Source organism: Aestuariibaculum sp. M13 (genome assembly GCF_024723255.1).
GTDB classification, from domain to species: Bacteria; Bacteroidota; Bacteroidia; order Flavobacteriales; family Flavobacteriaceae; genus Aestuariibaculum; species Aestuariibaculum lutulentum.
Genome location: NZ_JANIAC010000002.1, coordinates 933487 through 953446 on the forward strand (window position 1 = coordinate 933487; position 19960 = coordinate 953446).

17 protein-coding genes are annotated in these 19960 nt (G+C 34.4%); 5 read left to right on the forward strand and 12 right to left on the reverse strand.

Annotated features, from left to right (window positions below; translation table 11 throughout):
• Positions 1-8: 8 nt before the first annotated feature.
• From NO995_RS11080 to NO995_RS11100, 5 genes are all read right to left on the reverse strand, one after another.
• A complete protein-coding gene (locus tag NO995_RS11080; RefSeq protein ID WP_258227565.1) occupies positions 9-671 on the reverse strand; it encodes an ATPase in 663 nt (220 codons plus the stop codon).
• Positions 668-1198, reverse strand: a complete 531-nt coding sequence (locus tag NO995_RS11085) for a hypothetical protein (RefSeq protein WP_258227566.1) — start codon at positions 1196-1198, stop codon at positions 668-670. The genes NO995_RS11080 and NO995_RS11085 overlap by 4 nt, the downstream gene beginning before the upstream one ends.
• 14 nt (positions 1199-1212) lie before the next feature.
• The gene (locus tag NO995_RS11090; protein ID WP_258227567.1) at positions 1213-1491 is read right to left on the reverse strand and encodes a helix-turn-helix domain-containing protein; all 279 of its coding nucleotides are present in this window, start codon (positions 1489-1491) and stop codon (positions 1213-1215) included.
• A gap of 301 nt (positions 1492-1792) precedes the next feature.
• Entirely contained in the window at positions 1793-2638 is an 846-nt protein-coding gene (locus tag NO995_RS11095; protein ID WP_258227568.1) for an RteC domain-containing protein, read from the reverse strand.
• 66 nt (positions 2639-2704) lie between these two features.
• On the reverse strand, positions 2705-5131 hold the full coding sequence (locus tag NO995_RS11100; RefSeq protein ID WP_258227569.1) for an aminotransferase class I/II-fold pyridoxal phosphate-dependent enzyme: 2427 nt from the start codon (positions 5129-5131) through the stop codon (positions 2705-2707).
• A gap of 246 nt (positions 5132-5377) precedes the next feature.
• On the opposite strand from NO995_RS11100, the gene NO995_RS11105 reads away from it, so the two are divergent.
• The 4 genes from NO995_RS11105 to NO995_RS11120 all read left to right on the forward strand — a co-directional run bounded on the left by NO995_RS11105 (position 5378) and on the right by NO995_RS11120 (position 7564).
• Complete coding sequence (locus tag NO995_RS11105; RefSeq protein ID WP_258227570.1) at positions 5378-5746, forward strand: hypothetical protein; 369 nt, start codon at positions 5378-5380, stop codon at positions 5744-5746.
• Between the two features lie 2 nt (positions 5747-5748).
• Complete coding sequence (locus tag NO995_RS11110) at positions 5749-6714, forward strand: helix-turn-helix domain-containing protein (RefSeq protein WP_258227571.1); 966 nt, start codon at positions 5749-5751, stop codon at positions 6712-6714.
• Positions 6715-6811: 97 nt separating this feature from the next.
• On the forward strand, positions 6812-7273 hold the full coding sequence (locus NO995_RS11115; RefSeq protein WP_258227572.1) for a MauE/DoxX family redox-associated membrane protein: 462 nt from the start codon (positions 6812-6814) through the stop codon (positions 7271-7273).
• A 36-nt stretch (positions 7274-7309) separates the two neighbouring features.
• Positions 7310-7564 (forward strand): DUF6520 family protein, encoded by a 255-nt coding sequence (locus tag NO995_RS11120; RefSeq protein ID WP_258227573.1) that lies wholly within the window; start codon positions 7310-7312, stop codon positions 7562-7564.
• Between the two features lie 70 nt (positions 7565-7634).
• Here NO995_RS11120 and NO995_RS11125 read toward each other — a convergent pair whose 3' ends face one another.
• The 3 genes from NO995_RS11125 to NO995_RS11135 are packed head-to-tail and all read right to left on the reverse strand — an operon-like array spanning position 7635 to position 13491.
• Positions 7635-9020 (reverse strand): TlpA disulfide reductase family protein, encoded by a 1386-nt coding sequence (locus NO995_RS11125; RefSeq protein ID WP_258227574.1) that lies wholly within the window; start codon positions 9018-9020, stop codon positions 7635-7637.
• 2 nt (positions 9021-9022) lie between these two features.
• Positions 9023-10444, reverse strand: a complete 1422-nt coding sequence (locus NO995_RS11130; RefSeq protein ID WP_258227575.1) for a RagB/SusD family nutrient uptake outer membrane protein — start codon at positions 10442-10444, stop codon at positions 9023-9025.
• A gap of 17 nt (positions 10445-10461) precedes the next feature.
• A complete protein-coding gene (locus NO995_RS11135) occupies positions 10462-13491 on the reverse strand; it encodes a SusC/RagA family TonB-linked outer membrane protein (RefSeq protein WP_258227576.1) in 3030 nt (1009 codons plus the stop codon).
• Positions 13492-14348: 857 nt separating this feature from the next.
• Here NO995_RS11135 and NO995_RS11140 point away from each other — a divergent pair.
• On the forward strand, positions 14349-14570 hold the full coding sequence (locus NO995_RS11140) for a helix-turn-helix transcriptional regulator (protein ID WP_258227577.1): 222 nt from the start codon (positions 14349-14351) through the stop codon (positions 14568-14570).
• A 1-nt stretch (position 14571) separates the two neighbouring features.
• On the opposite strand, the gene NO995_RS11145 is transcribed toward NO995_RS11140, so the two are convergent.
• The 4 genes from NO995_RS11145 to NO995_RS11160 form a co-directional block, all read right to left on the reverse strand.
• The gene (locus NO995_RS11145) at positions 14572-14796 is read right to left on the reverse strand and encodes a hypothetical protein (RefSeq protein ID WP_258227578.1); all 225 of its coding nucleotides are present in this window, start codon (positions 14794-14796) and stop codon (positions 14572-14574) included.
• A gap of 172 nt (positions 14797-14968) precedes the next feature.
• Positions 14969-15727 (reverse strand): SOS response-associated peptidase, encoded by a 759-nt coding sequence (locus NO995_RS11150; protein WP_258227579.1) that lies wholly within the window; start codon positions 15725-15727, stop codon positions 14969-14971.
• 16 nt (positions 15728-15743) lie between these two features.
• Positions 15744-18701 (reverse strand): DNA polymerase III subunit alpha, encoded by a 2958-nt coding sequence (locus tag NO995_RS11155; RefSeq protein WP_258227580.1) that lies wholly within the window; start codon positions 18699-18701, stop codon positions 15744-15746.
• Positions 18701-19915 (reverse strand): DNA polymerase IV, encoded by a 1215-nt coding sequence (locus NO995_RS11160; protein WP_258227581.1) that lies wholly within the window; start codon positions 19913-19915, stop codon positions 18701-18703. The genes NO995_RS11155 and NO995_RS11160 overlap by 1 nt, the downstream gene beginning before the upstream one ends.
• Between the last annotated feature and the right edge of the window lie 45 nt (positions 19916-19960).

Here is a 19960-nt window from a genome sequence, read left to right on the forward strand (position 1 = left end):
AACAAAATCTAACAACGTTTATCCTTAGTAGCTGTATCGAATGCTATTAAATTAAATAGCTCTCGCATTCTGGATCGAACCCGATTTCCATACCGGTCTTCTAATTCTTGTGCATTAAGATTTGTCGTAATATGAGTTTTTATATGATGATTTAAAAACAATTCATATCTGGATAGCAAAACTTCTCCCATCACATTACAATCTTTACCATAATGCCTTCCAATGGGCTCAATGCCTAAATCATCGAAACACAGGTAATTGGTTTCTCCGTAATCTTCAATGGTTTTATATCCCAGGTGATTAAAACCGAAGACCACATTTCTTGCCGGTATGATCTTGTAGGGTTTCTGATGTGGCACTATGTGCCGCAGCAATTTCATCAAGCTTGTTTTTCCACACCCTACTGGTCCACTAAGTAAAATGCCCTTCCTAGTATCAATACCCAGGCGCTTGCAGTTTGCTTCGTCCTTGATGAAATAATTGCAGAGCTTGAAAAGAATATCACGATCTTCTTCCTGAATTTTAAAAACGGTTCCAAACTCTTGCTGTCCTTTATCCTTCAGGTAGTTTAAGATACTTTCAAAATCATAAATCACATTATTGCCCTGCAGATCCCCAATATAATATTTTCGATCGTCTTCAATGATGATATGTGGCTGAATTTGTTTCATAACGGCTCATCATATTTTTTGTTGGTTTTTGTTTTCAAGTTATCCTCAAATAAGACACTTCCATTTCGTGAGTTTTCTCCTGAAAAATTTTCAAAATTAAAATTTTCCTGTTTGTTATTGTTTTTATTGTTTATTCCCGTTTGTTTATGTTTTATTTTACGTACCACTTCTTGTCCACTTCTTGTCCCACTTTTGGTACCGATGCAGTCCACATCTTGTCCACTTCTTGTCCCAAATTGGAACATGATAATCTGACTTCCTTTAAACCTGTTTTTTGATGGCATATAAATGATGTATTTCCAATGGGATAATTCCTTGATAGCTCTATGGTATGTCATTTTTGATCCCAACTTTGCCAATACCATGACCTCTTGCCTATTCACAAAAAATTCATGAGGAAAATGATATTTGTTCCACAATTGAAATAATGCGATATACAAACTAATATGCGTTGGATTTAAACGATTATCTTTGGAGAATTGAAATAATACAGCGTTCATATGATGGATATAGTTAAACTTTTTCATAAGATCACCACTGCTTAGAACGCATTATTAATTTTGTTCTTTTCCATAGCATCAAGAATTTCCTGATAATCATAATAAATTACTCCACCTAACTTTGAATAAGGCAGAGTGCCATTAATTCTTAAGTTTTGAAGGGTGCCATGGGAAACTCCAAGAAGTTTCCTCACATCTGGAGATTTCAACCATTTTTTTGATTTAAACTCTGCCTGCTTAGAAATAAGCTCTTTTAAATCTTCCAGTAATTCGATTTTAAATTCTCGAAGATCATCTGTTGTAATAATTGTAGCTGCCATAAGAATAGATTTTAAATAACAAAGCCGCCCGTGAAATCCCTTAAATAACAATTGGGCGACTTTGCATTGATTTGACTTTCTACTGACAAAGCTGAGCGCTTTTGATGAAGATATTACGTAAGTCGTTCGGAGTTCCGTCAAACTTTAACATTTTGAAACTTGATGCGTTTTAGTGCGTTTTAGAGTCCGTTTTGATTCAATTTACCCTTCAAAATGATTTAAACTTTATGAAAATCATTATGATTTTAGCATACGTAACCCGCACGTAACTCTGAATATAATTCCTACAAAAACAATTGATTTAAAAAGCATCATCCTGATCCATTTTATTATTAAACCGTTCTATAAGTTCCTCTAAAAATCGAGCTCTAGTCCCCTTCCTAGCCTTAATCTCTGAATAGGTTTTATAGATATTTCCCAATTGAACACCGAAGAGCTGTTCAAAGAATTGCCCCATGGTTTTGATATCATCTTTTCCATTATTAATTACCTGTGTTTCATGAATGGCATATAAAAGTTCAATAAGGGCTACTTTAGAAGCCGTCCATTCCATAGACTTAGTTCTTTTTTGATTACAATGCGGATCTGCACTTTGCTGTTTAATCTGCTTTACGAGGTTTCTGATATAGATAATATAATGGTTCATGCCTTTGATTCTAGCCCAAAGCATATCATGAGAAGTAAAAAATTTGGGGTCCAAATAGGAAGATTCTGGGAGGGCATAGAGAGGAAACACCTGATGAGATCTTGTGAAATATTGCTTATCCAGATAACAGAGATCCTGATCCATATAATGCACAAAATCTGAATATCGATGAAAGAACTTATTGACGCGTCCCATTTTCTTTCGTAGGAACTCTAATTTGTTACGCGATCCCAATTTGGGCATATGAAGTTGACAGGAGCGCACTTCATTAAAATAAACTAGTAAACTTAATGGTTCGACCTTGACCCTTTTGAAAAAGTGAATCTCATCTTCTATGGTTTTAAATCCGTTCTTTTCAACGATAGTTTTTAGGTGGTATAGGGCATTGTTACATAAAAGTATACCTTCATTGGTGTTTTTGAGGCTTATTGGGGTTTCTATATTTAATTCTGAAAGTTTAGCAGTAAACTCTCCCACGACATGATCAAAATTTCCATCCATTCAGACAAGTTTTTAAAATACCTTGAGAGAATAGGTATCGTGATGATATTTTACATATGTATTTAATTATTTAGTACCTCCCATCATTTCCATCAGTTCCAATGAAAAATTATCCTTCGCCTGCATATAGGCAACTTTCTCTATAACTTCGGCGCCTAGCTTTTTCTTTTCAAATGCCGCCGTGAGTCCAAAATCAATACTGGATTTTTCCTGCTCTCCTGCCCGTTTTATGGTTTGGAACAGAAGTTGTCTGTAGATCTGAAAACTTTGGAGATACTGATAATCCATACCGATAAAAGCCGGTACATAGGTATGTCCTGCATTACTATAGCAAAACATCACACCTACGGGTACTGATTTTTTCTCATTAGTATACTCTGCTTTTAAATGCAATATGATAAACTCCCAGTTTAGATGTAATGACATTTCATCAAGTAATTCCTTGGGGTAATCAAACATATTAAGTCCCAAATTGTTATCACTCACCTGTTGAAAGAGTTTATAAAACAGATCGCTTTCCTGCTCTGAAATCTGCGACTTAATTTCCACATTAAAACAAGCTTCAAAGGGTTGCACATCTTTTCTAAAGTGACGTCGTGATTTTGCCGATAGCTTCTCCATATAGTCCAGCGTATCTAGCCATTTGAGTTTGGGGATTTGAGCGGATTCCGGCATGGTCACTTTAAAATACCCGTGGTTATGGAAAAACTCGTTAAGTACCTCGTCCTTTTCAAAATCACGAAAAACAATCATAGAGGGATTTAAGCTCTTATCCAGTTTATCTACCTGATCAAACATCAACTGCATCGCTTTGAGCCACATCGGATGCGATTGATCGATATAGAGATGGTCACCTTCTGTAAATAAGGATCCCATACTAAGCACATAAGAACACAGATAATTCGGATCTTCTTTTCGCTTGTCTTCAATAGCTCTGGATACAGACTCTGGAGCCAGCATATCTTCCTTCCAAATCGCATAGGTAAAGTAAGTCGCTAAGACAGGTTTATTCATCTGATCTTTGATTATCAAATAATAAAACTGCCAGTTATGTGTTTTTGAAGTCTTATTTGTAAATGTCCTTTCTAAAAATTGAAGTCCGACATAATCAAATACGCCTCTAGAACCAAATAAGTTATCCCAGGTTGTAGCATCAATATTTAAAATACTCTTTTCTAACTGAACACTAAGACCCCGGAAATCTTTTGCTTTTGATAATAAAGGTGTTTTGCTTTTTAAATGAAATGCTGCAAACACTTTATCTTTTGTGGCATGAGTGGCTTCCAAGGCTTTTGGATAATGGTACACCATGGCTTCAGTAAGTGCTTTAATTTCCTCGGGGCGATTATGTCTGGAAATGGTAATTCTCACCCCAGTATTTTTAACGGGTACTGCTGGAAAGAGTCCTAGATTAACAAAAAAACCTTCTTTTAGTAAGCGGTTTACAAAATTATAACCAGTAATAGGCATTCCCGTTCCGATATAAAACACCGGAGACGCATTCTCTTCTACAAGGGGTAAATCCGTTGTTTTAAGTAACGTATTGAAATAATCGATACGCTGCTTTAATTCCTTTTGAAGGGTATAAATCTCATCAGATAAATGAATATCCGCAGAGGCAATAGCAGCTGCTACTGAGGCTGGCTCTAACTGTGCTGAAAATGTGAGTGGTCCTCCGAATGTTTTAATTTTACTATGGAGTTTCTTATTCGAACAGGTCATTACCGCTCCACTGGCGCCAAAGGTTTTACTAAGTGTTCCAAAAACCAGTACATGCTCAGGAAGTTCCCCAAGTTCCTGCATCACATAACCTGTACCATGTTTACCTGCCCAGCTCATACCATGAACATCATCAAAATACAAATAGAGCTGTGGATATTTATTGGAGAGTTCCATTAGTTCTTTAACAGGAGCAGCATCACCATACATGGAATAGAGACCATCGGCCATATACCAAATCTTTTTATGTTTTGATGATAGGTTCTTTAACTTATCCTCTAGCATATTTAGATTATTATGCCGAATCATTTCAATAGGGACACTTCTGGTCTTTAAAGGTTTAGCAGCATTCTGCACGCTCCAGTGCACCTGATGATCTAATACAATGGCATCCTGATCAGACACCACACTCGGGATAACTCCAATATGTCCCAGAGTACTATTCTTGGTAATTATCACAGGATTACCATACATCTGGGTTATTTTCTCCTCCAAGCTTTGATACAATGGATGAGATACATAAGTTTTAGAGAGCGGAAACTGGGTACCATACCTTAATATAGCATCTACAGCAGCTTGTTTGAGGCGCTCATCCTGCTCCAAACCGAGATAGCCAGTGGTTCCAAAATGAAAGAGGGATTTACCATCAATACCAATGGTTCTTCCTGATAAGGTATCACCATCGGCATATAAATGAAGAACACCTTGTCTGGTGGCGTCTGTGAATACTTCATCTACAATGTCCAAAAAGTTGTTGGGTTTAATTTTAGCCATATGCGTCTAAATTTTATGGGTTTAGAGTTAGAACAATTGGTTTACTATCCAATTAAATTCATTTGAAACTAATCAAAATGAGCTAACAAATCACCAGAAAAAACTTTCAAACTAAAAAATAATCCGTTTCAGACAAGTAATAATCCGTTTCGGACAAGTTTTTGAAAAATCTTGAACAAACTACCGATAATTAAAACTAAAAAAAATGTAAATTGAAATTCCCTAAATTTTAAAAGTGCCAGAAAAATGAATTTAGAAAATGATTTTGCATCCTTTTGGATGGAGAAAAACATACTGTTTTATGTTTATAAGCAAGATGTTGAAATTGATCTATTAGCATCTATTAAGATTGTCTCTGATAGAATTAAATTTCAAAGAGGAATTGCTTACCCTATTCTTTGTGATGTTAGGGGTATCCGCCATATGAATAAAGAAGCTAGAAAATACCTAGCATCAGAAGGTTCGTTACTCAGTAAAGCTGTGGCTCTTATTTCAAATAATCCTCTCTCTGAGATGTTATCTGAAATGTATGTTATCAATGGTTCTCCCGCGGTCCCCACAAAAATCTTTTTAACTGTCGAGGAAGGTATAGAATATTTAGAAACCTATAAATAAAAATGGCAACCATTACAATTAAACATTACGAGGCCATATATCAACTACTTCTTGAAATATCTCAAGGCAACTTTAATTATAGAATACCACGAAGCCATGATAAAGGAAAAGAAGAAGCCCTTATTGCTTTATTAAATTTAACAGTTGAAGAAATTCAGGAATCATTCATTCATCAACGTTTTATTTCAATAGGTAATAATTATTCTACAATCATTCAAGGTGCAATAATTTTGGATGATTTAGGTCAAATTATTTCTAATAGCCCTAATATTAGTAAAATTTTAAAATACTCATCAAAAGAACTTGTTGGAGTTGATATATCCACATTTTTACAACATTCTTCATTAAAAATATGGCGTAAACAACTAAAAAAGTCCAAAACAAAAAACGCTTTTGAAAAAAACTTAAACCTTACGTTCACCTGTAAAAATGGTTTAAGTATAACATCAAATTGTCACCTATTAAAACTCCTAAATTCAGTTGATATGGGTTCTAAATTAATATTATCCTTTATTAATATAACAAGTAATAGGGATCTGGTTGAAAGAAAAATAAAAAGACAAATTGATAAACAATTAAAACGTTCAACCAAACATACTTCTGAAATCAAAACATCTCCTCCACTAAAAGACTCGGATTTAAATAAAATAAGAGAAATTAGTGAAAAAATAAAAAAACACCCAGAACAACCTATCGAATCATTAACATCATTGGCTGCAGAATTCAACACCAATGATTTTAAATTAAAACAAGGGTTTAGAGAACTCTTTGGGCAAACTGTATTTCAATATCAAATGAATGAAAGACTTAATAAAGCCTTTGTGCTTGTTAAAGACACTCAGCTTTCTTTTAAAGAAATTCAAGTACTAACAGGTTTTGTTAGCTCATCCCATTTTTCCAAAGTTTTTAAAAAAAGATACGGCCATTCACCACGTGAATTGAGAAAATTAGAGCAGTATAATTATTAAAACCCAAAATAATCCGTTTGGGACAAAAAATAATCCCTTAGGGGTAAATCCAGTCCCTTAATTTTATACCATTCAATTTCAAACAAATACAAATGATATGAAATGGTTACAAAAACATACAAATTTAATAATAGGAATCACTTCCAACCTATTAGTATTGTTATTTCTATATGCGGCTATTTCAAAACTAATAGATTATGACCATTTTAAATGGCAATTACGACAATCTCCTTTTATCTCATCAATCGCCGATTTACTATCATGGCTGATACCAACTATAGAAATAGGACTATCCATTGCTTTAATTTCTAATAAATATAGATTAATAAGTCTATTGGTTAGTTTAACATTACTAATCAGCTTTACAACCTACCTAATTGTTGTTCTTTTTTCTAGTGATAATATCCCATGTTCCTGCGGAGGTGTTCTAACTAGTTTAGGATGGAAAAATCATATCTTTTTTAACCTAACCTTTACCTTGGTAAATATCATAGGAATCTTGTTCTTAAAACATAAAAAATCAATTGCGCAACTGCAGGGTAAGACCGAAAACCTGTAAAAAAGAGTAGGTCATTAATTTTAAACTTTAAATATTATGAAAAATTCATTTCTAAAAATCGTTTTACCTGCTTTAGCCATTATGTTGGCTGTAGGTTTATCTTTTGCAACGGAAACTATAAATTCCAGTACTACTGGCTATTATGATGATCCTGCTATTCCAGGGGTACAAGAAATTCAAACAGACTGCACTATGCAAGCAGGTGAAGATTGTCTTGTGGATGAAACGTTTCAAGTTTATGCAACTCCTGCCTTAGGAACAATTCCTAACAATGAACTGCATAAAAACTAATAATGCATGATGTTTAAAATGAAAAGGTGCTTAAATAAAGCACCTTTTCTTAGTTATAAACCTTCAATTATTACTCATTCTCATTCAAATACTTAGGCAATTCATTATATAATTGATTTAATTCAATATCATTATTTACAATTCTTCCATTTTTGTCCAGAAGCCACATCGTTGGAAATGATGATATTTGAAATAATTTATGATAACTTACTTTTGCATTTTTACCTTTATCCAAATGCTGAGGCCAATCTACATTGGCATTATTTAGGATTTCCTGAATTCTCGGTTTTGCTTCATCCCCATTACATACGATACCAATTATTTCAAAACCCTGATCTTTATATTCTTCATAAAGCTTTTTCAAATGAGGCATTGCCGCAATACAAGGTTTACAATCCTTAAACCAAAAATCAAAAAGCACTACTTTTCCCTTTAAATCTGAGAGTAACATTTTATCTCCTTGCAAAGTATAAAACTCCATCTCCAAAGGTGTACCTCCAGAATTATTTACTAACATTATTTCAGCTTTTATATATTCTTCAATAGATTTAATTATTATTTGGCACCCTTTTTCAGTTCGGTTTTTCACTTTTTCATAAAGATCATTCCTATACTCCTTTGATAATTCGGAAGACACATCTCTGGATAATGAATTTAAAATTACCATCGTATATGTCCCTAACCTCTCAGATTCAGGATACTTTTCTAATAAGGCTAACAACCGATCCCATACCGGTCTCCAAAACTGATTATCTATTGTCTTCCAATAATCTGATTCATTATCAGGCTTAGGTATAGATGAATAATCTATTAATGCCATACCAATATCTCTGTTATATAAAGCCTGTTCAATTTTTATCTTAATTTCAATAGGAGCATCCGAATGTAAAATTTGAGCAACAAAACCCTCTCCTTTTTTTAACCACAACTCCCTTGCTTTAAAATCAATTGGTAATAGTCTATCTGCCTTTAACCATTTATTTTCTCCTTCATCCTTCTTTAGTTCTGCAATTGTATTAATTACTGTAGAATCAACATCTACGGGTATAAAGCCAGGTCTGAATGGTGATCCTAAGAAAAAAATTACCGCATCATAAAAATGGGGGCTATTCGGATATTTATTCAAAAAATCCTCCACGACTTTTGATCTAGTAGTATAAAGGTCATTAGAATACTTAATCTTTTGCCATAAATTAGCTTTTTCTAGATATTCACATTGCTGTTTTGTTTTACAGTATAACTTGAAAATGTAATTGAGGTATTCCCAATCCTTTTCCTCTCCTTTATTTGGTAACTCAAACTCAATAGTGGTCCAATCTTCATCACTTTTCTGTTGTTGCCCTTGTGCATGACAATTCATCAGAATTAAACCGAGGAACAAAACCAATTTTAAGCAACTGTTTATTTTTATACTTGTTAAATGCATCTGTAATTTTTTAAATGTTGTGAAATTCATAATTAATACCCTAAATTCTGAGGTTTCAAATTAGGATTCAGCTCTAATTCAGATTCTGGAAGTGGTAATAAAATATCTGTATCTTTCCAAGCACTCTTAAGAGGCGACAACTCTTCAGAAGCCTTACCTGATCTCACTAAATCAAACCAACGTAAGCCATGTTCTGTAAACAGTTCAACTTGACGTTCATGATGTATTGCTTCTAATACCTCTTCCTTCGAGCTGACATTTATGGAAGGTAGTCCTGCCCTTTGTCTAATAGGTTCTATATCTGAAATAGCACCTTCCAGATCTCCAAGCTGGGCTTTGGCCTCTGCTCTGATAAGATATTGTTCAGATAACCTAAATACTATTGAATACTCTAATTCTAAATTTGTTGTATTTATAGTTTCCTTATATTTGGCGGCATAATATAATGTAGTTAAACCATCATCACTAGTAAAACTCTGTATCCATTTACTTTTTCTCAAATCATTAGATTCAAAAGCATTTAATAAAGCATCTGAGATACCGTATCCTTGAGAAGGTATGTAATTAATGACCAATTTCCCTGCTTCATATGTATTTGGTATATCTCCCGATTTTAATTGCCAAAGCGTCTCTTTTGATTCTTTCAAAAAAACCTTTTCTACATCCATCTCTAAACTATGTGAGTTAATTAGACTTGTAGATAATTCAATAGCATCATTCCAACTTTCTCTATACAAATAAACGCGAGCCAGCAATGCTTGAGCTGTTTCTTTATGAGGCATAATATTGTCACTCAAATCCTCCAAAGGGTCCATAAAACTAATAGCTTGCTGGAGATCCTGAATAATATATTCATAAACTTGATTTTCAGACCCTCTTTCTACTTCGTTATTGGTTTCATAATTTGTTGATGTCACATAAGGTATATCCCCAAATAGACCTACCAATAAGCTATGCATATAGCCACGTATAAAAAAAGCCTGTCCCTTAAAAGCTTTAGTATCTGCTTCCGATAAAGTTTTTGAGTTTTCTAGGCCATAAATAATATCATTCGCGGCGTAAATTAAATTATAGGTACTATTCCACCACCCTTCTAACTTGGAATTGTTAGCAATGATATTATGGTTGTAAAAGTCCTGTTGTACCAAATCAAAGCCATAATAGTCTAATTCATCTGAATAAATCCCCATATTAATGCTCATACCAAAATTCCCTGTGACCAAACCTTCTTCTCTAATTTTATAAAATACATTAGCCATAGCTGATTTTACTGTTGAAATATCTTCATAAACGGTTTCTGTAATTAAAGTATCCTTTGGAGGATCTATTTCTAAAAATTCTTCACATGCAAATAGACTTAAGAAAGTCAGATTAGCCAGAAAAATAATTAATAGCTTGTTGGATTCTATTTTTCTAAAAAATAGAACTCCTTTTGATATATATCGTGTGTTCATAACTATACAAATTAGGGTTAGAAATTGGCCTGTAAGCCAAGAGTTATTTGGCGTAATGGCGGTAAAATATAATTGGAGGTCTGCTCTGGATCGGCACCATCATAATTAGTAATCGTCAAAAGGTTTTGACCTTGTAGAAATAAATTCATATCCAGACCTGGAGCATTATGAAATGGCAAACTATAATTAAGGGTCACATTTCTTAATCGAATAAAAGACGCATCCGAAACGGATAAATCACTTTGTCTTTGTCTAGCTGAAGCCTGAGTTACTCCCGGATAGGCACCTATAGAAGCTCTTTGAAATGGACTAACATCACCGGGATTCTGCCAACGATTATACAAACCTACATGACCATTTCTTTTAGCCCCTACCATGGCATCTGTCGATATATTGTTCTTTCCTTTTTGCTTTTTAAACTGAAAAAGGAAATCCAAAGACACATTTTTATAGGAAAAGGTGTTTTTTAGACCTCCATAAAATTCAGGTGTCAAATCCATAATAACACCTTTATCATCCAGTGATGTAATTTTTCCATCGTTATTAAAATCAGTAAACTGATACAGTCCAGATTGTGGATCTACACCTTGTGATTCATAAAGATGGATAATAGACAATGGTTTTCCAACAACATACTTATTGGAAAAAGTAGAATTTTCTATATCGCGAAATTCAAGCAGCTTATTCTTTGGTATCGTCAAATTAATAGACGATGTCCAATTAAAATTGTCACCGTTTATATTTTTAGTTTGAATATCAAATTCGTAACCTAAATTCTCAACAGTCGCATTAAAATTTGTAGTAAGACTATTAAAACCAGTAGTACCTGCTAATGGTAAACCTATGAGTTGGTTTGAAGATTTGTTTTGATATCTTACAGCTTGGATTGTTATTTGATTTTGAAACAAACCGAGTTCTAATCCAACTTCAAACTTTTTATTTATTTCCCATCCAAAGTTAGGATTGTAAACCCCTGAAGGCTCTATAACAGCTACATTATTGTAATCATGTCCAGTTAATTCATAAGTTCCTAAATATTGATAATCCCCGATATTATCACTTCCTGTTGTTCCGTAACTACCTCTTATCTTGCCAAAGCTAAACCAAGAGCTATTCTTAAACAGAGATTCATCTGAAAAAATCCAAGCTAACCCAACAGCCCCGAAATTTCCGAATTTATTATCAGATCCGAAGCGTGACGAACCATCACGCCTACCAGTAATATTAATGATATATTTTGATTTATAATTAAAGTTTAACCTCCCAAAATAAGCCATATACTTATATTCACTAAATCTATCCTTAAGGATATTCAAAGTACTTGCCGCTGAAAGCGTATAGATTAAATTATTATTTGGGAACCCTCTTCCTGATAATACCAATTGTTTTTCATTTGACTCTTGAATCGTTGCTCCTAAAAGACAGCTGACACTTAAATTCCCGAAATCATTCTGCCAATTTAGTTGTGGTTCTATAATCCAAGAGTTTCTCTGGCTTTGATTGGATAGGGATGTCGAAAAATCAGAGCCATAACCATATGTAGGATTTAAAGCTGAGCTTGGATATATAAGTGAGGATTCCACTATATACTTATTATACCCCATGCTAGATTTAAATTCTAACTTATCAAATAGATTATATGACAATACTGCATTTGTATAAAAGGTGTTTGATTTTACCTGATACTTTCGCTCCAAATTAGCTAAAGGATTATTCCAGGTTCCGTTTTCCCAATTTAATTCACCTGAATCAGTAAACAATTCTGGTGCATTAGGTTCAAGGGTATTGGCTAACTGAGTAAAATCTGTATACGGTAATTGATTATTTTCAAAACTATAGCCTGAGGTAATGTTTAAACTTAATTTCTCATTTAATGAATTGTAGGTTAGCCCATTCTGAATAGTAGACTTTTTATAATTAGAATCTCCAGGAAAAACAGTTGTTTCCTTTAAATGAGAACCACTAACCAAAAATTTTAATTGAGAATTCCCTCCAACTAATGAAGCCTGCATATTATTTCTATATGCAGTTCCTCCAATTAAAACCTTTTGCCAGTCTGTATATCTTTCCTGATCCCAACTTTTTAGATCTGGCCATATATAATCAAAATTAGGATTATTAAAATAGTTACTGTAATTATCATTTTCTATTGCTTCATTTCTTAATTTTAGATACTGTTCGGTATTCATTAAATCCCGAAACTTTGTTACGGATGCTAAACCTGTATTAAACCCAATATTCAACCTGGCTTTTCCTTGGTTTCCTTTTTTTGTTGTTATTAAAACAACTCCATTAGCCCCTCTGGACCCATAAATCGCGGTAGCATCAGCATCTTTTAGAACCTCTATACTATCAATATCGCTGGGGTTGATAAAATTGAGTGGACTTATATTTCCACTGTTTATATTAGCAGAAACTTCATAAGCCTCAAGAGAATGAGATGCAAAAGGAACACCATCTACTATAAATAGTGGTTGTGTATCTCCACTGATAAAATTCTTTCCACGAATTTCAATATCATAACTTCCACCGGGTACTCCTGTTGTCTGTACAATATTTACTCCAGACATATAACCCTGCATGGCGGCTAAAGGATTATTCACAGGCTGTTTTTCAATATCCTTTGAGGTTATTCTCGATATATTCCCAGTACGCTCTCTTTCCGTAACATCATAATAACCTGCATTAATCATTACGGTTCCTAATTGAGTTATATCTTCAATTAATGCTATATTAATTTGTTTCTTATCGTTTACAACTTTGGTTTGCGACTTATATCCAATAGCTGTAATACGTAAACTGTCTCCTGAATTAACTTCAATCTGATAAGCACCATCAAAGTCTGTAACAACACCCTTTTTGGTGTAAACAGACATTACATGTACCCCTGCTAAAGGCATTCCAGATATATCTGTTATTTTACCATAGACTGTAAGATTCTGAATACTAGGCGCAACTGAATAAAATAGTGTAAATAAAGGCACACAAACCGTGAAATAGGTAAAGAAAAAACGCCATTTCCTTATACCCAATGGTAAATTTTTCATAATTTTAAATTTGAATTAAACAATTAAGTTGTTTGATAAGTAAGCCTCCTATAGACCGTCCAAAGTTTATTTAGGAGGTTTTTCATTTTACTGCATAGCAGCAAGTAATCTGAGTTCTCTCAGATAGTTTGAATAATGCTATTTCATAGGCATTTGATTAAAAATTATTTAACTTTTGAAAATAACCGAGCGGTAAACCAAATCATTTTTTGAGCTACCTATTAAATCATAAGGATTAACAACCACCCGGATTATTAAGTGACTAATTCAAATGTTTAATTCATAGGCTTAATCTTTTTAAATTAATAAATAGAAACTCCTTACCCTTGTAAGAAGCAATTAATAAATGCTTAGGGAAATCTTAACATGGTCGGATGCCATGGCTATATATAATCGTGAATTACAAGAGAAAGAGATACTGAATACCGAAATGAATTTTACAAATACATCGAATACAATGCATAAAAAATCATCACTTTATAACGTCACTCTTGTAACTAATATGTGAATGTAATATCCTATATCGGACATTTTGGCTTCTTAGGATACAGCAAAAAATAAACAGTTAACTCAATATTATACTGAGCCTTTGTAATTTTTAAACCTGTATTTTCCTTATTTCGTTTCAATAGATACTTTAAAAATTAATTTAAAGAGATTCATGCCCGGGTCATGAATAATTCACTTCTCCTCTAACAATCTAAAAGTGCCAGTTTTTGAAATTAGATTTAAAATGATCTCTATCAAATATTTAAACTTCTTTAATTACTTAAATATTTCTTGACCAATGTAGTAATTTATTTTTATTCGGACAACTGTCCGAGCGTTTTTTTACAATAAACACTTAATTTGTTTCTATGGCTACCTTAGAAAGAAAAATATGTCACTACATATCAAGTGAGTGGATTAGTAAAGAGCAAGTAAAATCACAATTTGCATTGAACCATAATATTGATGAAAAAACAGTTAGAAGAATTGTTTCCGACAAAAGTTATAAAATTTCACTTTATACATTAAATAAAATTTGTGAGGCTAGAGGCATTAAACTTTCAGAATTCTTCCAAGCTATAGATAAATAATTTAAAGATTAGAATATTTATCCAACAACTCCCCTGTCTTAAAGCTTCTCAATCCTAAGATTTTATTATCCACTCTATTGTATTCTATTTCAACAAAAAACATATCGATTGCATAAAGCGCAAATCTAATGACCGCTTCAACTTTATAATCTACAAAGGTGCCTTCATTAAATGTTACATCATATTTGTCTTGTTCGGACAACCTATTAAACTCATATAAAGTCATTCTATAACTCCAAGTTTAGTCAATATTACTATAATAACTACGATCGAAACCAGTATTAACATAAGAGTCTTCCCAAACCTTGTGTAAAATATCCAAAATCTAGGATCATTCTTTTTATAATTTTCAAACATAATATGAGTAGGTTTTAAATTAAGTTCTGTTAATGCGTTACTTAGATAAAGGCGTCTAATTCTTCATAATTAGCTCTTTCTAAAATAGTTTGAACATCACTATCAATTTTGGGACTAAATAAATCTTTGCTAACTGTATAAGCATCTAACCGTTCTTCAGGAAAATTAAGATTAACTAATTCTTTAATATCCTCTTCATTAAGACTTTCAGAAAGCCAGTAGTCAACATTTTCAGAACTTAGAATAACCGGTTGCCGTTTTTTAAGATTGTGTATTTTTTCAAATAAAGGGCTGGCCTTTTTAGTAAGAATGCTAAATGTGATATATGTACCAATAACCGTATATATACCAGCTAGTGCCAGACCTTTATCAGTCTTTTCTTTAATGTAGAAAGGGTACTTTTTCTTGTTGTATTCATGCGGCTCAAAAAATCCATCAACAGGGATAACACATCTTCTGGTCATGACGGATTCCCGATACATGAAATGACTAAAAAGTTTCTCGGATTGTGCATTTAAACCCGAACCGTATTTTACCGCTTCCTTGTAATAGGGTTTTATTTCCTTCGGAATTTTATAATCTGGAACAATACCCCAAACACCTGGAGCCAATACCTCAGGTTTCTCTTGTGGTATAACAAGGACATTAGGATGAGAAAACCCATTGAGATGGTAATGCGGTTTACTCATAACAGGTCTTATACGCTCGTCACTGATTGCAACCTTAAACTCTTTTTCCCAATATTCAGGTTCATGCCAATTTGAAATATGAAAACACATATCTAAACTTTTATTTGTCATGAATTTACAAAAAATATTAATTCAGTCTGGGATCGGGTTTTAGTGCCAACTTTCTCGTTTTAATGATTTCAATACTACAAAAGCCAAACTCTTCTATGACCTTACCGTAGCATTCATAAACTCCCATACCATGAATGGGATACCTTTCAACTGTATCATGAAAATGTACGGTATCAAAATAGTCTCCTTGTTGGTCCACAAAGGTGCAAAAGCGCATGAGTTTTTCATTAGATGCCTCATGAAATCGTGTGTTAACCAGTTTACCGTATAATAAAACGCTCTGCCCTATATGATTACACATATCTTTCGCTTTGATACTATTTTTAAATGGTTCATCAATCAATCTAAAGTAATCGTAGAGTGTAAACCCCAATAATTCCATTTGATCGTAAGCATCTTCTATCCAACTGGATGGTAACTTGGGTAGCACAAAAGTCTTATGATCGGGTTTAAACAATTGCTTTTGTACTGTTTGCTGTTTACTGGCATTGAGTTTAAAAATGGCCTGCCATAGCAGTTCTGCTTTTGCAATACCTGTAAATCTAAAAGCTCCAATTCTGATTAAAATGGTAAGCTGCTCAATACTTATCAGAACCCGATCAATAAAATCATCTAGAGACGTGTAAGCCCCATTAAAGTTGCGTTCGGTTAGTAACCGTTTTACAGTGTAATGTTCCAGATTCTTTAAATACCCCAAGCCTAAATAAATGGTGTCTCCGATAATAATATTGGGGTGGTCACTATGATTTATGCAAGGCGCCTCAACCTGACCACCACACTGCATCGCTTCATGTACATAATGCTCTGTACTGTAAAAACCACCACCATTATTAAGTACAGCTACCATAAACTCAAGCGGATAATAACATTTTAAATACAAACTTTGATAGCTTTCCACGGCATAAGATGCGGAATGCCCTTTAGCAAAAGCATAACCTGCAAAACTCTTAATCTGATTCCAGACTTCAAATGTGAGATGATCATCATAACCTCTGGCTCTACAATTCGCAATAAACTTTTCTTCAACGGCTGTAAATTCAGCACGCGATCTGAACTTTCCACTCATCCCTCTTCTTAACACATCGGCTTCCCCAAGAGTCAGCCCTGCAAACTGATTGGCCACTTTAAGAACATCTTCCTGATACACCATAATACCGTAGGTCTCCGGCATAATCTCTAAGAGTATGGGGTGACCTTCCTTTCGGCGCTCTGGATGACGTTGACGCTTAATAAACTCCTGTTTCATCCCAGAACTGGATACCCCTGGTCTGATAATGGAGCTAGCGGCCACGAGTCCTAAATAATCCTGCGTTTGCAATTTCTGCATTAAACCGCGCATGGCTGGTGACTCTACATAATAAGCCCCTGTAGCTTTACCGCCTTTAAGCAGAGCATTAACCTTGGGGTCTCGTTTAAACTTTTCAACTTCGGTGATATCAATTGGAGGCACTTCGGGTCTGTTGTATTTAATAATTTCCAGAGTATCTTTTATTTTTGCCAGTCCACGCTGTCCCAGAATGTCGAATTTAAAGATACCGACATCTTCAGCAATAATCATATCAAACTGCACCGTTGGAAATCCTTTAGGCGGCATATCGGTGGCTGAAAAATAATGAATAGGCTTATCTAAGATTAAAATACCACAAGAATGTACACTAACGTAATTCGGGAATCCCTGAATTAGCTTTCCATATTTAATGACTAAGGCTCCAAACTCGTCCAGTTCCGGTTTTTGATACCGACCAACACTAATCTTATCAATCTCCTCTTTAGGCAAACCAAATACTTTACCCAGTTCTCTAACCACAGCACGGTATTTGAAGGTATTATAAACAGCCAAGAGAGCAACATTTTTAAACCGACTAAAGATGTACTCTGTAATTTCTTCACGCTCTTTCCAGGAAAAGTCGATATCGAAATCAGGTGGAGATGTTCTGTAAGGATTAATAAAGCGTTCAAAATACAGGTCCAGTTCAATGGGATCTACATCTGTAATTCCTATGAGGTAAGCGACAATACTATTGGCGCCACTACCACGACCAACGTGTACGAAACCTTTTTGCTTGGAATAGTTTACAATGTCCCAGTTAATTAAAAAATAGGACACGAAACTCATTTCTCTGATAGTCTTTAACTCAATCTGAAGTCGATCCTTTACCTTCTGTGACGGATTAGCATAACGTTTTGGTAAGCCTTTGTCACAAAGCTCCTTTAATAGCTTAAAATCCGCTTCTTCACTTTCCAAATACAAACTCTGATTTTGAGAGATACGATCATTACCAAACTCAAAATGCATAGTACATTGTTCAAGTAATTGTTCTGTATTATCTAAAATAAAATCAAACTGTTGAAAATGTTCTTTAAGCTCATCCAGAGCGTGCATTTTATCGGTTTCCCGGCATTCTTCAGACTTCGAAAGCTTACTCAGTAAAATATTATTATCAATAGCACGCAGCAAACGATGGGCGTTAAAATCCCGTTTACTTCTGATAGTGACTTGTTGTTGTACTACTAACTTATCGGTATAGCTTTTATAGATAGTAAAAGGCAATCGTTTTAAATCTTCAATGCTGATGCCAATGTACTCATAGGTTTTGAAGGTCGTTTTCTCCATTTGCATGACCTGTTCCAAAGGGTAAATGATAAATGCATATTCAAACTCCGGAGCAATATTAGGAATGGTCAATTTATCATGAGAATACCTAGATAAAAAACTATTGAGCTCATAAAAGCCTTCATTATTCTTAGCAATACCAACAAACTTCTGTTTTGTGCCATTTCTAAAATCAATACCGACTATTGGTTTGATGCCAAAATCCTTAGATTTACGAATGAAATTAAGGCAGGCAGAGGTATTATTAATGTCTGTTAAAGCTAATGATGTTAGGCCATAGCTAGCTGCCATCTCCAAAAGTTCTACCTCTGAAAATGTTCCGAACCTTAAAGAATAATATGAATGACAATTTAAATACATTACTGATTACGATGTGCCAATAATATGGGTGGTTCGCCATTAAACGGGTTACTGAACCGTCCTATGGTTTTAGCGCCCATAGCAGCGGCCTTTTGAATACTTAATTCACCATAGCGGTTTCTGATAGTATCCATAGCATTATAGAGACTTAACATCTCTTCGGTATCATCAAACATATTGATTTGATAGTTCCCGGTTACCAGATCACTGAGTTTAACCCCGACCAAACGAATGAGTAAACGTCGCTCGTAGAGCTTATCGAACAGTTCCATGACTTTAGGAATAATCACATGGTCAGCGCTGGTATAAGGGATTTTTACTTGCTTGGTATAGGTGTTAAAATCGGAATATCTGATTTTTATACTGATACAACCTGCCAGGCGATCACCACTTCTAAGGCTATAAGCCAGACTCTCGGCCATGGCAAAAATGGTGGTTTTTAGCCTTAGCATATCGATGGTATCCTTCCCAAAGGTACGTTCAGTAGACAGGGATTTACGATCATAAAACGGAATGAGAGGTGGATTATCCAATCCATTAGCTCGCATCCAAATGGTTTTTCCATTTTGCCCCAAGACACTTATCATCATTTCCAAAGGCATTTGTTGCACCACACTGACTTTATCTATGCCAAGATTACGCAATATCTGATAGGTTTTATCGCCAACAGATGGAATCTTCTTAATGGACAAAGGAGCCAAAAAGGATTTTTCAAAACCTTCATCTATTCGTAATTGGTTATTAGGTTTAGCTTCTCCTGTAGCAACTTTAGATACAATTTTATTAGCTGACAAACCAAATGATATTGGTAAGCCGGTCTCTCTAATTATGGTAGATCTTAACTCTGAAGCATACTTATAGGTTCCGAAAAACTTATCCATACCAGTAAGGTCTGCATAGAACTCATCTACACTGGCCTTTTCAAAGACAGGTACTTTCTCCTTTATAATATCTGTAACCTGACGAGAGTACTTGGTGTAAATAGAAGCATTTCCCCGAATCACCACTGCTTCTGGACACAAGCGTCTGGCCAATTTCATTGACATTCCGGAATGCACACCAAAGCGTCTGGTTTCATAACTACATGCCGCTACAACACCTCGATCACCTGTGCCTCCAACAAGCAAAGGCCGCTTCTGCAAACGACTATCTATGAGTCGCTCACAGGATACAAAGAAGGTATCTAAATCCAGATGTAAAATTTGTTGTTTCATATTGCAAAATTAGCTAATTTAGTAAGCAATTATTGCTCATTAAAT